This is a genomic window from Saccharothrix sp. 6-C (assembly GCF_016695385.1).
GTDB classification, from domain to species: domain Bacteria; phylum Actinomycetota; class Actinomycetes; order Mycobacteriales; family Pseudonocardiaceae; genus Actinosynnema; species Actinosynnema texasense.
The window spans coordinates 2,845,930-2,860,588 of the sequence record NZ_CP064192.1 but is presented as its reverse complement, the minus strand read 5'-3'; the positions used below and the strand labels follow the sequence as shown (position 1 = coordinate 2,860,588).

Here is a 14,659-nt window from a genome sequence, read left to right as displayed (position 1 = left end):
CGTGATCCCGGCCCGGGATTGCCTAGTCCCGCCACCGGCGCAGCACGACCACGGCGTTGTGGCCGCCGAAGCCGAAGGAGTTGCTCATGACCACGTCCACGTCGTGCGCCTGCGCCTCGTGGGCGACGAAGTTGACCGCGCGGTCGATCGGCCGGTGGCAGTTGACCGTCGGCGGCACGAGCCCGCGGTTGATGGCCATCGCGCCGACGATCGCCTCCACCGCGCCCGCCGCCCCGATCATGTGGCCGGTCATGGACTTCGTGGAGCTGACCGGGATGCGCTCGGCGTGCCCCCCGAACACCGCGCGGATGGAGTCCAGTTCGGACTGGTCGTTGAACACGGTGCTGGTGCCGTGCGCGTTGACGTAGCCGACGTCCTCGGGGGTGAGGCCCGCGTCGGCCAGCGCGCCGCGCATGGCGGCCCGCGCGCCCCTGCCCTCGGGGTGCGGCGCGGTCCAGTGGTGCGCGTCGGAGGTGGCGGCGTAGCCGGCGACCTCGGCGAGGATCGTCGCGCCACGCGCCAGCGCGTGCTCTTCGGACTCCAGCACGACGATCCCGGAGCCGGAGGCCATGACGAACCCGTCGCGGTCCTCGTCGAACGGCCGGCACGCCTCGGCGGGCGCGTCGGTGCGGGTGGACAGCGCCTTGGCGTTGCCGCTGCCCGCCATGTCCACGCGGGTGAGGATGTTCTCCGCGCCGCCCGCGATCACCGCGTCGACCACGCCGTAGCGCACCCAGCGGGCCGCCTCGCCGATGGCGTCGGTGCCGGTCGCGCACGCGCTGCTCACCGCCCTGGTCGGCCCGGTGACGCCGAACGCGAGGCTGATCTCGCCCGCCGCGCTGTCGATGGCGCCGGTGATGGGCGCGAACGGGCTGACCCCGCGCGGTCCCTTCGCGTCGAGCGCCAGCACGTGCTCGCCGAGGGACCGCATGGGCCCGTAGCCGCTGCCGATGAGCGCGCCCACGCGGTGCGCGTTCTCCTCGGTGATCTCCAGCTTCGCCGTGCCGACGGCCTCGGACGCGGCGGCGAACGCGTACTGGGCGTACGGGTCCATGCGGCGCAGCTGCTTGTGGTTCAGGTACTTCTTCGGCTCGAAGCCCTTGACCTCGCCCGCCAGGTCGGTGGGCAGGTCGGAGGCGTCGATGACGGTCACGTTCCCGATGCCGCTGCGACCGGCGACCAGCGCGTCCCACGTCTCGTCGGCGGTGAGGCCGACCGGGGACACCATGCCCCAGCCGGTGATGACGACCCGCCTGCCGTGCCGTTCAGCCATGTGCTGCTCCTCGCTCCAGTGGGGGTCAGTCGGCGACCGGGAAGGCGCCGCCGAGCTCGTGGTCGGCGAACATCGCGTCTTCCAGGCGTGCGGGCACGTTGAGGACGACGACTTCGCCGTCCTGCGAGCGCCGCCACGCGTCGGCGACGTCGGCGCGCAACGACTCCTTGGTGACGGTCACCTGGTGCACGCCGCGCAGGTGCGGCGCGCGGGCCGTGACGGCGTCCCGGTCCACGAACGCCGTGCCCGCCAGGGCTTCGTTGTGCGGGCCGAGCTGGGAGTGCAGCCAGCCGTAGCCGCCGTTGCGCAGCACCACGTACAGCAGTCCCGAGCCGAGGGCCGCGGCCGTCGGCAGGTCGGCGTCGAACAGGCCGAACGCGCCGTCGCCGACGAACGCCACCACCGGCCGGTCGCCGGAGGCGGCCTTCACGCCGATCGCCGCCGCCGCGCCGAACCCGAGGCTGGTCTGCTCGGACGGCACGACCGAGCCCGCGCCGTGCGCGCACTCGAACCGGGGGAAGCTGTAGGACCACATGTCCTGCAAGCCGTTCTCCTGCACCAGGACGCGGTCGGCGGGCAGCTCCGCGTCGAGCGCGGCCAGCACCTCCACCACGTGCAGGCCGGGCTTGGCGGCGAGGTCGGCCAGCTCGCGGCGGTGGTCGGCGCGCAGCCCGTGGTGCGCCTCGTCCACGCGCTTGGACCACTCGGCCGGCGCGCTGTCGACGACCTGCTCCAGCCACGCCGCGCACACGTCGGCGCCGTCGCCGAGCACGACCGGCCCCGCGTACTGGGTGGCCACGCCCGCCGGGTCGACGTTGACCTGCACCACGGGCACGGTCGTGCCGAGCGCGGCGGGCCAGCCGTAGGTCGCGGTCTCCTCCAGCCTGCTGCCGAGCACCACCACGCAGTCGGTGTCGTCCCACAGCGCCTTGGCGCGGTCCGAGGCGTACAGGCCGGCCAGTCCGATGAACCGGACCGACGACTCGTCCACCACGCCGCGCCCGCTGGCCGTGCACGACAGGGCCGCGCCGACGCGTTCGGCGAACCGCTCCACCGCGCCGCCCGCGCCGCGGTGCCGCATCCCGCCGCCGACGAGCACGATCGGGCGCTGCGCGTTGCGCAGCACGTCCAGCGCCGCGGAGTCGCCGGGCGCCGGGACGGACGCCGGCCGTTCGACGGGCGGCGCGGGCGGCGGCACCGGCACGTCCACCTTCAGCAGGTGGTCGGGCAGCTCCACGTACACCGGCCCGGTCGCGCCGGACGTGGCCACCAGGACCGCGCGGCGCACGGCGGGCGCCACCCGGTCGGGGTGCTCGACCCGGGTCGCCGACTTCACCAGGGGCGCGACCACGGCCTGCTGGTCCAGTTCCTGGAACGCGCCGCTGCCCCGCCGCTCGGCCGCCGTGCCGCCGGAGAGCAGCAGCACGGGCGCGCCGGACGACGCCGCTTCCAGCAGGCCCGTCACGGTGTTGGTCACCGCCGGGCCCTTGCCGACGAGCGCGACGCCGAGCGCGCCGGACCGCAGCGCGTAGCCCGTGGCCATGAACACGGCGTTGCGCTGGTCCCGGCACACGACCAGCCGGACACCGGCGGCGTGCAGCGCGCCGAGCGCGTCCAGGTCGTCGTCGGGCAGGCCGAACACGACCTCGACCCCCGCTTCGGCGAGCAGCCGGGCCACCGCGTGCCAGGCGCCCCGGACGTGGTGGGCCGGGCGGTGCTCGCCCACGACGTGGATGGCCGGCACGTCGTCCGGGGTCGGCGGTTCCATCTCGATCACACCCATCTGTTCGGCGGCGGTCAGGCCGTGCGGCCGGTGGCGTCGGACGCGGCCAGGCGGTCGGCGCCCAGGTGGTCCGCGACGGCCTTCGAGATCAGCAGCGGCTCGGCGTGGCGCTTGCGGCCCAGCGCGGCGTAGTTGGCGCGGATGCCGGTGCCGCCGAACGGCGCGTTGCCGTCCTCGATGTCGATCACCGTCTCGTCCACGCTGACCGTGTGCCGCCGGCGCAGCAGCTCGACGGTGTCGGGCAGGCGGCCGTAGACCGTGGCGGCCATGGCCCGCTCCTGGAAGTACTGGTGGTCGAGCATCTGGTGCAGCCAGTCCGTCGAGGTGAACGGGACCACGTTGAAGATCGGCGCGAACAGCTCGGGCGGGGTGATCTTCGTGTCGGCGGGCCGGATCAGCACGGTGGGGCTGAGGTGGTCGTCGACGAAGTTGACCTCGCCGCCCGCCGCCAGGTGCTCCCGGCCGGCGCGCAGGTAGTCCAGCGAGGAGTCGAACGCGTCGAGGTAGAACATGTGGCTGTAGTCGGCGTTCGGGTCGTCGAACCGGCCGTAGCGCAGGTTGTCCACCCGGCGGCACAGCAGGTTGCAGAACTGGGCGCTGATCGAGGTGTGCACGAACACCACGTCCGGGCCGAAGCAGTCCTGCCCGGAGTTCAGCATCCGCACCCGCAGCAGGCCGTCCACCGCCTTGGGGATGTCGGCGTCCGCGCCGACCACGAACGGGTTCACGCCCTGGCCGAAGTAGAGGAACAGCTGGTCGCGGCGCAGCCCGGCGCGGATCTTCTCGGCGTTGTTGAACGTGCCGGTGAACACCAGCACGTCCGAGCGCGCGCCCTCGCCCTCCAGGAACTCCCGCTGGTCGCTGTCGTCCATGACGATCGGCAGGTGGTGCACGCCGGACAGCAGCTCGTGCAGCTTGAGCAGCTGGTCGGCGATGCGCCGCGACGGCCGGAACACGACGCGTTCGCTGTAGAGGCTGGGGATCGCCAGGTACAGCACGTAGCTGTAGAGCGGGATGTTCGACGGCATCAGCACGCCGATCTGGCCGATCGCGGGCGGCCGGTACCGGGCGATCTCGGCCGCCGCGCCTTCCAGCGCGGCGATCGAGGCGTCGATCTCGCCGTACGCGGTCTTGTAGCTCATCACCTGCGTGAGCAGGGACATCACTTCGGTGCGGCGTTCGCGCAGCAGCTGGGCGAGGTCGGTGAGCCGGGCCAGCCGGTCCGGGAACGGGATGGCCGACGGGTCCGCGTCGCCGTGGACCCTGGGGAACACGCCCTTGACGCCTTCGAGGGCCACCGTCGAGGCGGCGATGTCGCGCAACGCCTGGAGGTCGACCTTGCCGTTGCCGTTGAGCGGGAGCTCCTTGAGCACGACCACGCGGTTGGGCTGCTCGTGCGCGGCGACGAACCGCGACACGGCGCGCTTCCAGTGCGCCACGGGCTGCTCGGCCGGGTCGGTGATCACGAACACGAGCTGGGTGCCGCGCTGCTCGTCCTCGACCGGGATCACGCGCACCGGCGCGCCGCACGCGCCGGCCTTCTCGGCGATGGCGTCGGGGTAGAGCGTGTGGCCGAAGCGGTGCACGGCGGACTTGCGGCCCAGCACGCGGAGACTGCCGGCGGGCGTGAGGAAGCCGATGTCGCGGGTGTGGAACTCCTGCCGCTCGACCTCGCGGACCCGGCCGCCGGGTTCGAGCAGGCCGACCATGATGTCCGGGGTGCGGACCACGACCTCGCCGATCTCGCCCGGGGGCACGGGGTTGCCCAGCGGGTCGCGCACCTCCACCGCGACGCCGTCCAGCGGCGTGCCGCAGTAGGTCGGGTCCTGCACCGAGGACAACGCGATGTTGCCCGCCTCGCTGCTGCCGTAGCCGTCCAGGAGCGTGGCGTCGAAGCGGGTCTCGAAGCGGGCGCGCAGCTCGTCGCGCAGCGGTTCGCCGCCGACGCACCACATGCGCACCGAGCCGAGGTCGCGGGTGTCGCGGCGGGCCACGACGCGCAGCATCGTGTCGTAGGTGGCGGGCACGGCGTCCACCACCGTGACCCGCTGCCGCGCGATCACGTCCAACGCCTGGTCGACGCGCCGGCTGGGCGCGATGACGAGGGTGGCGCGGGCGTTCCACCAGAGCAGCAGCATGGACAGCCCGTACTGGTGGGTGAACGGCAGCAGCGGCAGCAGCACGTCGGACTCGACGTAGCCCATGCGCGCCTGGGTGCGCTCGACGTTGCGCAGCACGGACGCGCCGGAGCGCACGACGCCCTTGGGCTTGCCGGAGCTGCCGGAGCTCCAGACCACGAGCGCGTCACGCCGCCGGCCCCACTGGGCGAAGGTCAGCTCGGGCGCCTCGGTGACCGGCAGGTCGCGCGCGGTCTTCACCAGGCCGTGCAGGTCGAGCAGGCCGGCCGCGATGCGGTCGAACGCGGGGTCGGCCTGGTCGGCGTCGGTGACGAACCAGCGGGCGCCGGAGTCGACCACGTGCTCGGCGGACTGCGCGGGCGGCAGGCCGGGGTCGACCAGGCCGACCGAGACGCCCAGCTCCATCAGCGCGAACAGGACCACCACGAAGTCGTCGGAGTTGCGCGCCGACAGCACGACCCGGTCGCCGTCGCCGACCCCGCGTTCGCGCAGCACGCCGATGAGCGCGTGGCAGCGTTCGGCGACGTGTGCCAGGGGTGTTTCCCCGCCGTGTTCGTTCACAAGCATGGCTCTGCCCTCGTTCCTCGTTCATCGGACACCCACCGGGGCGTTGACGCGGAATGGACCCGGTCCGGCGGCGCGGGAAGAAATCGCGCGCAGACCGCAGTCGCCGATACCGCCCGGACAGGCGTGGGCGGCTCACGAACCAGAACGTGAGCCGAGGCTTTCGGACACATTTCGCCCGCGATCGCCCGCGGGGTGCCGGAATTCGCGCGGGGGCGCTAGGAGAAGGGTCGCGCCGCACGTGGCGCACGCGTCGGAGGCGACACGTGCCACGGGCGCAACCGCTGCGCACGACTCGGCGTGGTGCCCGGTGGCGCGGTGTCGACCGCGCCACCCGAGTTACCGCCGGTAGTGCCCGCCTCACGTTTGTCCGCCCCGCGCACCGCGTTCCCGAATAGCTCGGGAACGGCGGTGAACGGGCCCCTGGGACAGGAGATCGTATTCACTGCCATTGTCCTCGTTGGAAGTTCGCGCGCGGCCGGCGGACCACGCGTCAGGGTACTGCGCACGCCGCTCCAGTACTGGAGGGTGTGCCGACACCACCCTGATCTGCGCAGATCGTGGAGGTGACTGATCGTCGACCGGGCTCGTCAGCTTCTAACAGGCAACGAGTAGTTCCCGTTCATCAGCACCGATCACCTTGGCCAAGAGGTCGGTCGATCACAATCAGCCGATTGGCGCAGCACGCTGACAAATCCGTCTCAAAACACTGAAGCAGAACGCTCTTCACATTGTCCGGCGCGGCAAGCTAGCGAGGCCCGGATGGGGTGTCAAATCGAGTCGAACGGACCGGTTGAACACCTTCGGACTTCCGGCACGTCCGAGTACCGCCGTAACATGGAGATATAGAAGTCGTATAGACGGCCCCACCGGAGGCGGCCCGGACGATCTTCACGTTAACTCGACCGACAGGTTCTCCACAGAGTGCCGCGGCCGACGCCCCCACCGATCGAGACGGCCTTCGGGGTGCGACCGGGCACCGACCTGCGCACCTCCGAAGCGCGCCGGCCGAAAAGGACGGCATTCCGCAGGCCCGCGCCGCCGACGTCCGTTGTGGACCTCCACATCGGACGCACCCGACGACTTCCCGCCGCGGGACGGCCGTCGCGGACCAGGACGCGGAAGAGGGGTGGGCGGCTCACGGCCACCCACCCCTCCTCCCGGGTCGTGGACCCGAGCCCGTCCTCAGCCCTTCACGGGCGGCGCGCCGTCACCGCCGGCCGTGACGTCGACCTCGGCGCCGGCGGTGGGCTCGGGGCGCTCCACGCCCACCGTCCACGGGCCGGCGAGAGCCGCGAACGCCGCCACCGCCGTCACCACCGGCGCGGCCACCGCGGCCACCACGCCGGCCGTCACCGGGATGTCCAGCACCGACTCGCCCTTGCCGTTGCGCACGACCACCCGGCGGGTGTTGCCCTCCTGCACGAGCTGCCTGATCTTGTCCGTCAGCGCCTCGACACCCGGCGGCTGACGATCACCCTCAGCCTGCCCGGCGCCCTGCGCCTGCCCGTCACCCTGCTCCGCCATGCGCACCCCCTTCGCCGACCATCCTCCCGCGTGCCGGCCGGTCAGATCCAGTCACGCCGCTTGAACAGGCGGTACAGCCCGGCCGACAGCAGCAGCATGGCGACCGTCGACACCCAGAAGCCCCACACCTCGTTGAAGCCCGGGTACGGCACGTTCTGCCCGTAGAAGCCGGTCACGGCGGTCGGCACGGCGATGATCGCGGCCCAGCCGGTCACCTTCTTCATGATCAGGTTCAGCCGGTTGCCCTGGAGGTTGAGCTGGATGTCGCGGATGGTCGCGACCATGTCCCGCAACGACTCGGTCCACTCCGACGCCCGCAGCACGTGGTCGTAGACGTCCTGGTAGTACGGCGTCATCCGGCGGTCCACCACCGCGTGGTCGCGGCGCATCAGGGCGGCGAGCACGTCGCGCATCGGCAGCACGACCCGGCGCAGCGTCACCAGCGACTTGCGCATCGCCAACGCCCGCCGCTGCATGTCGGGGTCGTTCGGCCGCTCGGCGAACACCAGGTCCTCCAGGCCCTCGATGTGGTCGTCCAGCGCCTGCACGGCGTCGAAGTGGCTGTCCACCACGACGTCCAGCAGCCCGTGCAGCAGGAACCCGACCCCGCTCCCGGCCAGCTCCGACGACTCGTCCCACCGCCTGGTCAGGGAGGCCATGTCGAACCGGTCGTCGTTGCGGACCGTGATCAGCGCCCGGGGCGTGACGAACGCCGACAGCTCCGCCGTCGTCAGCCGGCCCGACGCCTCGTCCAAGGTGACCGCGTACGCGTTCACGAGCAGGTACGTGTCGTACTGGTGCAGCTTGGGCCGCTCGTGGACCTCCAGGGCGTCTTCCACGGACGTCTCGTGCAGGCCCAGCTCGGCCGTGACGACCGCCAGGTCCGCCTCGGCCGGGCCGCACAGGTCGAGCCAGACGACGGCGTCCTCGTCGCGCAGCAGCCGGGGCAGGTCGGCGACCGGGAAGTCCTCCTCGGCGAGCCTGCCGTCGCGGTACAGGCGGTTTCGTGGCACCTGACCCACAGTAGCGACGGGCGTCCCCGGCCGCGGCACGACACCCGCGGCCGGGGACCGCGATCAGGCGACCGTGCCCGGCTGGGCCGACAGCAGCACCTGCGTCCAGCCCTGCGCGTCCACCGTGTCGGGGCCGCGCAGGTCCGCGCCGCTGCCGTCGTACGGGTTCGCGTCCGTGTAGCGCAGGAGCCCGCCCTCGGCGTTGTGTCCGAAGTAGACGCCACCGCCGGCCGACAGCAGGTGACCGAAGACCTGCCACGTGCTCGACCTCAGCTCGTACCTGGTCCAGTCGCCCGCGCCGCGGATCCGGTAGGACAGCAGCTCGCCTCCGCTGGTGGTGCCGAGCAGCCAGTCCTGGCCGGTCGCGGTCAGCGTCTTGAGCGTGAACCCGGTGTCGATCAGGCCGTCGCTGGTGATGTCACCCGCACCCGGCTTGGTGCCCAGGACCGTGTAGCGGCGCATCGCCCCGTCGGCGATGCCGTACAGGCTCCCCCGCCCGTCGTAGGCCAGCAGGTCGTGCGTCCACCCGCCGCCCATGGGCACCGGCGCGGCGAACGTCAGCGACGTGTCGTTCGTGATCACGTCCACGCGGTAGAGCTGGCCGGCGGGCGAGGTGACCAGGATCGTGTTGAAGTTCACCGTCGCCATCGCCTTCGGCGCGAAGCCCAACGACGCCCCGGACACGACCGCCCCGTGCGTCCGGTCGCCCGTGGCGGCGTTCACGGTCGTGTAGGTGAGGCGGCCGTCGGAGGTCGTGCCGTAGATGAACGCCGTGCCCGCCACGCCGCCGCCGCAGTTGCGGGACGCCAGCGTCTGGTCCGGGTAGCCGAACCGCACGCCGTCGAAGTAGGCGGGCTGGATGTTGTCCGGGTAGCCCGACCCGAGCCGCACCTCGTAGTGCAGGTGCGGGCTGATGTCGTTGCCGGGCTTGCTGGTGTCGCCGACCGAGCCGATGGTCGCGCCCTGCGCCACGCTCTGGCCCTCCCGCACCGCCATCGTGTTCAGGTGGGCGTAGTAGGTGAAGTACCCGCCGGCGTGCTCGATCTTCACCAGGTTGCCGTAACCGTTGGCCGAGCCCTGGTGCGCCGCCGTGCGCACGGTGCCGGCGGCCGCGGCGACGACCGGGTCGCCGAGGTCGTCGGCGCCGGAGCCGCGGTTGAAGTCGATCTCCCACGACTCGTGGGCGCTGCTGCCGTCCGAGTCGCCGCGCCACGTCTGGCCGCACGGGAACGGAAGCTGGAACAACGGGGCCGCGGCCTCGGCGGGCACGGTCACCGCCATGCTCGCGGCCACGACCGCGACGGTCGCGACGATCCCCCTGTGCACTCTCATGTCCTTGGCTCCTTCGGTCAGGCGACGGTGGCCGGTTGGGCGGACAGCAGCACCTGCGACCAGCCCTGCGCGTCGACCGCGTCGAGCCCGCGCAGGTCCGCGCCGCTGCCGTCGTACGGGTCGGCGTCGAGGTAGTGGTAGAGCCCGCCGTCGACGTTGTGGCCGAAGTAGACGCCGCCGCCGGGCGAGACCAGGTCGGTGAACACCTGCCACGTCGAGGACTTCAGCTCGTAGCGCGTCCAGTCCCCCGCGCCGCGGATCCGGTAGGACAGCAGCTCGCCGCCGCTGGTGGTGCCGAGCAGCCAGTCCTGGCCGGTCGCGGTCAGCGTCTTGAGCGTGAACCCGGTGTCGATCAGGCCGTCGCTGGTGATGTCACCCGCTCCCGGCTTGGTGGCGGCCACGGTGTAGCGGCGCAGTGCGCCCGCCGCGATGCCGTAGAGGCTGCCGCGGCCGTCGTAGGCCAGCAGGTCGTGCGTCCAGCCGCCACCGAGCGGCACCGGCGCGGCGAACGTCAGCGACGTGTCGTTCGTGATCACGTCCACGCGGTAGAGCTGACCGGCGGGCGAGGTGACCAGGATCGTGTTGAAGTTCACCGTCGCCATCGCCTTCGGCACGAACCCCAGGGACGCGCCGGACGTCACCGCGCCGTGCGTGCGGGTGCCGTCGGCCGCGTCGACGGCGGTGTAGGTGAGCCGCCCGTCGGCCAGGACGCCGTAGACGGAGGCGGTCCCGGAGACGCCGTCGTCCACGATCTTGCGGTAGCGCAGCGCCCGGTAGTGCGACGTCGGGTGGCCCGAGAGCGAGGACTGGCCGAACGACGCGCCGGTGACCTTGGCGACCGGCGTCGAGCCGAAGCTGTAGTACCAGAACGTGGTCTTCGCCGCGTTCTCCCAGCCGCCGAACAGGATCGCGTGGTACGGGTAGCGCCCGCCGTCGTCGTTCACCCGGTCGTTGAGCAGGTCGCCGGGGCGCAGCTCGGCCCGCGAGATCGGCACGGTGAGGGTGGACTCGTCCAGGCCGTCGGTGTTCGGGTCGTAGCCCAGGTGCCACGCCATGCCGACGTAGCCCGAGCAGTCGCGCCGGTACTGGCGGGTGCGGCCGACGTCCCAGGCCTTCGCGCCCTGGTCGTAGGTCAGGTCGGCGTCGTGGCGGCGGTCGTACCAGTCCGCGGCCCTGGCGAGCACCTCGGATCTGGTGATCTGACCGCCGATCGTCGAGGTGGCGGTCACCTCGCCGGTCCGCGCGGTGGTCACCGCCTCGGCGGGCGCGGCGGTGGCGGTGGCCGTCGCCGCGGTCACGGCGGTGACGGCGGCGACGAACACCGCGGTCATCGCCTTGATGGTGGTTCCGGGCATGGTGCGTCCTCTCCCCTTGGTCCCGATGCGAGCGCGACCGTGGCAGGGCGCTCTAACAAGTCGCTAAACGCGGTGTGCGGAGAAGTCCGTTCCGTGGAGCCATCGCCAGGTCGTCGTGGAGCTAATTCTGCGGTACCGTGGCTCCATGGGAACTCCCGGTGCACGGCGCCAGGCGCGTGGCGAGGTCGAACGGCTGCCGAGCGGGTCGTTGCGGGTGCGGGTGTACGCCGGGGTCGACCCGGGCTCGGGCAAGCGGCGGTACCTGACCGAGACGGTGCCCGCCGGTCCCGCGGCCGACCGGGAGGCGGAGGCGGTCCGGACCCGGCTGCTCGACCAGGTGGACGCGGTGCGCAACCCGCGGGCCGCGGAGCGGCCCGACGCGCTCGCGGAGGTGCGACCGCGCGGGCGGCGGCGTGGCGAGCTGACCGTCGCGGCCGTCGCCCGGTTGGCCGGCGTGTCCGCGCCGACGGTGTCCAAGGTGCTCAACGGGCGGCCGGGCGTGGCGGCGACGACCCGGCGGCGGGTGGAGACGGCGCTGCGGGAGCACGGCTACCGGCGGCCGGAGGCGGTCGTGCGGTCGCCGAACGTGGAGGTCGTCTTCTTCGGCATGCAGAGCTACCTGGCGGTCGGGGTCATGCACGGCGTCGAGCGGGTCGCGGGCGCGCACCGGCTGGCCGTCGGCTTCACCGACGCCGCGCGCCAGTCCGCGACCGGCCGGTCGTGGGCGCACGACCTGCTGTCGCGCCAGCCGTGCGGCGTGGTCGTCGTGCACCTGGGCTTCACCAGCGAGCAGCACGGGCTGCTGGCCACGAGCGGCATCCCGCTGGTGGCCCTGGACCCGACGGGCGAGCCGGAGCACTCGGTGCCGTCGGTCGGCGCGGCCAACTGGAGCGGCGGCATCGCGGCGGCCCGGCACCTGCTCTCCCTCGGCCACCGGCGGATCGCGGTCGTCGCCGGCCCGGCCGACCGGATGTGCGCGCGGGCCAGGCTCGGCGGCATCCGCGCGGCGATGGCCGAGCACGGCAGGCCCTTGGACGAGCGGCTGGTGCGCGTCGGCCAGTTCGCCTTCGAGGAGGGCTACGAGCACGCCCGGGAGCTGCTGCGGCTGCCCGAGCCGCCCACCGCCGTGCTGTGCGGCAACGACCTCCAGGCGCTCGGCGTCTACGAGGCGGCCCGGCAGGCGGGCCTGCGCATCCCCGAGGACCTCAGCGTGGTCGGCTTCGACGACATACCGGCCGTGCGCTGGTGCGGGCCGCCGATGACGACGGTGCGGCAGCCGATGGTCGAGATGGGCGCCGCCGCCGCCGAGCTGGTGCTGACCCTGGCCGCCGGCCGGACGCCGGCGCAGAGCCGGGTGGAGCTGGCCACCACCCTCGTGGTCCGCGACAGCACCGCGCCGCCGAGGTGAGCCGGCCCGGCGGAATCCGCGCACCCCGAACGGACCGCCGAAGTGTTTCCAACATTTTTCGAAATCTTTCGAACTGATGTCCGGCCCTGTGGGACGGCACCTGGGCGCACCACGAGAATAGTCGATCCCACCGCGAATTCCGACCACGCCTACGGGTTGCCGTCGAACGCACGAGCTCCAATTCCGTAGAAAATGTATGTTGGGAAATAGCTCGTGCGAGGGGGTCGGACGGGGGTAGTGGAAGACCGCTCACGGGCAGGTCACCCGAGCATCCCCGGTGTGCCGCCGCTGTCGTCGTGACGGGCGGGGTGGCGCGTCCGGGACGCCCTTGGAGACGCCGCGGAGCGGTCGTCCGACCAGCCGTGGTCGCTCGGGTGGGCGGCGGGAACGCCGAATCTCTCCGGAACACCACAGGAGGCACACGGATGTGCGGAATCACCGGCTGGGTCTCATTCGACCGCGACCTCACCAGGGAGGGCGAGACGCTCGAGGCGATGACCCGGACGATGGCCTGCCGCGGCCCGGACGCCCACGGCACTTGGGTCGACCGGCACGCCGCCCTCGGCCACCGGAGGCTGGCCGTGATCGACCTGCCCGGTGGCGCCCAGCCGATGTCGGCGCGCACGCCGAACGGCGAGGTGTCGCTGGTCTACAGCGGCGAGGCCTACAACTTCGTCGAGCTGCGCGACGAGCTGACCGGGCTGGGTGAGCGGTTCACGACGTCGAGCGACACCGAGGTCGTCCTGCGGGGGTACCTGCGCTGGGGCGCGGCGCTGGCCGACCGGCTCAACGGCATGTACGCGTTCGCGATCTGGGACGCGCGGGACCGCAAGCTGGTCATGATCCGCGACCGGCTCGGCATCAAGCCGCTCTACTACTACCGGACGCCCGACGGCATCCTGTTCGGTTCGGAGCCGAAGGCGATCCTGGCGAACCCGATCGCCGAGCGGGTGGTCGACACCGACGGGCTGCGGGAGTCGCTCGCGTTCGCCTTCACGCCCGGCCACGCGATCTGGGCGGGCATGCGCCAGGTCGAGCCGGGCACGGTCGTCACGGTCGACGTCGACGGCGTGCGCGAGCGCACCTACTGGCGGCTGGAGACCCGCGCGCACGAGGACGACCTGGAGACCACCGTCGGCCGGGTGCACGAGCTGCTGGACGACACCGTGCGGCGGCAGCTCGTCGCGGACGTGCCGCGCTGCCTCCTGCTGTCCGGCGGCCTGGACTCCAGCACCCTCACCGCGCTGGCCGCGGCCCACATGGGCGACGAGCGGGTGCGGACGTTCGCGGTCGACTTCGCGGGCCAGGCCGACAACTTCACGCCCAACGAGTTCCACGACACCGCGGACACCCAGTACGTGCACGACCTGGCGAACCACGTCGGCTCCGAGCACGCCGACCTCGTGCTCGACCCGAAGACGCTGGCCGACCCGGAGGTCCGCCGGGCCGTGCTGACCGCGCGGGACGTGCCGATCACCCTGGGGGACATGGACCTGTCGCTGTACCTGCTGTTCAAGGAGATCCGGAAGCGGTCGACCGTGGCCCTGTCCGGCGAGTCGGCCGACGAGATCTTCGGCGGGTACCGGCACATGCACAACCCCGACGTGCAGAAGGCGCGGGCGTTCCCGTGGATCGCGTTCAGCATCGGGCCGCTGGACAAGGACGGCCACGGGCTGAACCAGCCGTTGCTGGACGGGCTGGAGCTGGAGGAGTTCCGGCGCGACCAGTACGACGCCGCGGTCGGCGACGTGAAGCGGGGTGACGACGAGGACGACCACGAGTACCGGATGCGGATCATGATCAACCTGCACCTGACCCGCTTCCTGCGGTTCCTGCTCGACCGCAAGGACCGGTTGAGCATGGCGGTCGGGCTCGAGGTGCGGGTGCCGTTCTGCGACCACCGGCTGGTCGAGTACGTCTACAACGCGCCCTGGTCGTTCAAGCACTACGACGGCCGGGAGAAGAGCCTGCTGCGCGGCGCCGTCAAGCACCTGCTGCCGGAGTCGGTCGCCTGGCGCGTGAAGAGCCCGTATCCGTCCACCCAGGACCCGTACTACGTGCGGCAGTTGCAGGCGCAGTGCAAGGACCTGCTCTCCACCAAGGACCACGGCGTCTTCGAGCTGGTGAACCGCAAGTGGCTGGAGGACGCGACCCGCCAGGACGCCGAGGCCGTGCAGCGCACGACCCGGCTGGGGATGGAGCGGGCCATCGACTTCGGCGTGTGGATGGACATCCACAACCCGCGGCTCGCGCTCGCGTAGGCCGG

At 72.3% G+C, this 14,659-nt stretch carries 9 protein-coding genes; 2 read left to right on the top strand and 7 right to left on the bottom strand.

The genetic code is table 11. The features are described from left to right. Nucleotides 1–22: 22 nt before the first annotated feature. The 7 genes from fabF to IOD16_RS12760 form a co-directional block, all read right to left on the bottom strand. Nucleotides 23–1,273 (bottom strand): beta-ketoacyl-ACP synthase II, encoded by a 1,251-nt coding sequence (gene fabF, locus IOD16_RS12790; protein WP_201440220.1) that lies wholly within the window; start codon nucleotides 1,271–1,273, stop codon nucleotides 23–25. Nucleotides 1,274–1,298: 25 nt separating this feature from the next. Continuing rightward, the gene (locus tag IOD16_RS12785) at nucleotides 1,299–3,041 is read right to left on the bottom strand and encodes a thiamine pyrophosphate-binding protein (protein WP_201440219.1); all 1,743 of its coding nucleotides are present in this window, start codon (nucleotides 3,039–3,041) and stop codon (nucleotides 1,299–1,301) included. Nucleotides 3,042–3,070: 29 nt separating this feature from the next. Beyond that, on the bottom strand, nucleotides 3,071–5,761 hold the full coding sequence (locus IOD16_RS12780; RefSeq protein WP_123742045.1) for an aldehyde dehydrogenase family protein: 2,691 nt from the start codon (nucleotides 5,759–5,761) through the stop codon (nucleotides 3,071–3,073). A gap of 1,182 nt (nucleotides 5,762–6,943) precedes the next feature. Continuing rightward, complete coding sequence (locus IOD16_RS12775; RefSeq protein ID WP_201440218.1) at nucleotides 6,944–7,285, bottom strand: DUF4342 domain-containing protein; 342 nt, start codon at nucleotides 7,283–7,285, stop codon at nucleotides 6,944–6,946. 41 nt (nucleotides 7,286–7,326) lie between these two features. After that, nucleotides 7,327–8,298, bottom strand: a complete 972-nt coding sequence (locus IOD16_RS12770; protein ID WP_236594940.1) for a magnesium transporter CorA family protein — start codon at nucleotides 8,296–8,298, stop codon at nucleotides 7,327–7,329. Between the two features lie 63 nt (nucleotides 8,299–8,361). Beyond that, nucleotides 8,362–9,630 (bottom strand): M23 family metallopeptidase, encoded by a 1,269-nt coding sequence (locus IOD16_RS12765; RefSeq protein WP_201440217.1) that lies wholly within the window; start codon nucleotides 9,628–9,630, stop codon nucleotides 8,362–8,364. Nucleotides 9,631–9,647: 17 nt separating this feature from the next. After that, nucleotides 9,648–10,985: a tachylectin-related carbohydrate-binding protein gene (locus IOD16_RS12760; protein WP_201440216.1), complete on the bottom strand. Its 1,338-nt coding sequence runs from the start codon at nucleotides 10,983–10,985 to the stop codon at nucleotides 9,648–9,650. A 145-nt stretch (nucleotides 10,986–11,130) separates the two neighbouring features. Here IOD16_RS12760 and IOD16_RS12755 point away from each other — a divergent pair, with 145 nt between their 5' ends. Both IOD16_RS12755 and asnB read left to right on the top strand, forming a co-directional pair. Then, entirely contained in the window at nucleotides 11,131–12,393 is a 1,263-nt protein-coding gene (locus tag IOD16_RS12755; protein ID WP_201440215.1) for a LacI family DNA-binding transcriptional regulator, read from the top strand. Nucleotides 12,394–12,818: 425 nt separating this feature from the next. Then, nucleotides 12,819–14,654, top strand: coding sequence for an asparagine synthase (glutamine-hydrolyzing) (gene asnB, locus IOD16_RS12750; protein ID WP_201440214.1), 1,836 nt, complete (start codon nucleotides 12,819–12,821; stop codon nucleotides 14,652–14,654). Nucleotides 14,655–14,659: the final 5 nt, after the last annotated feature.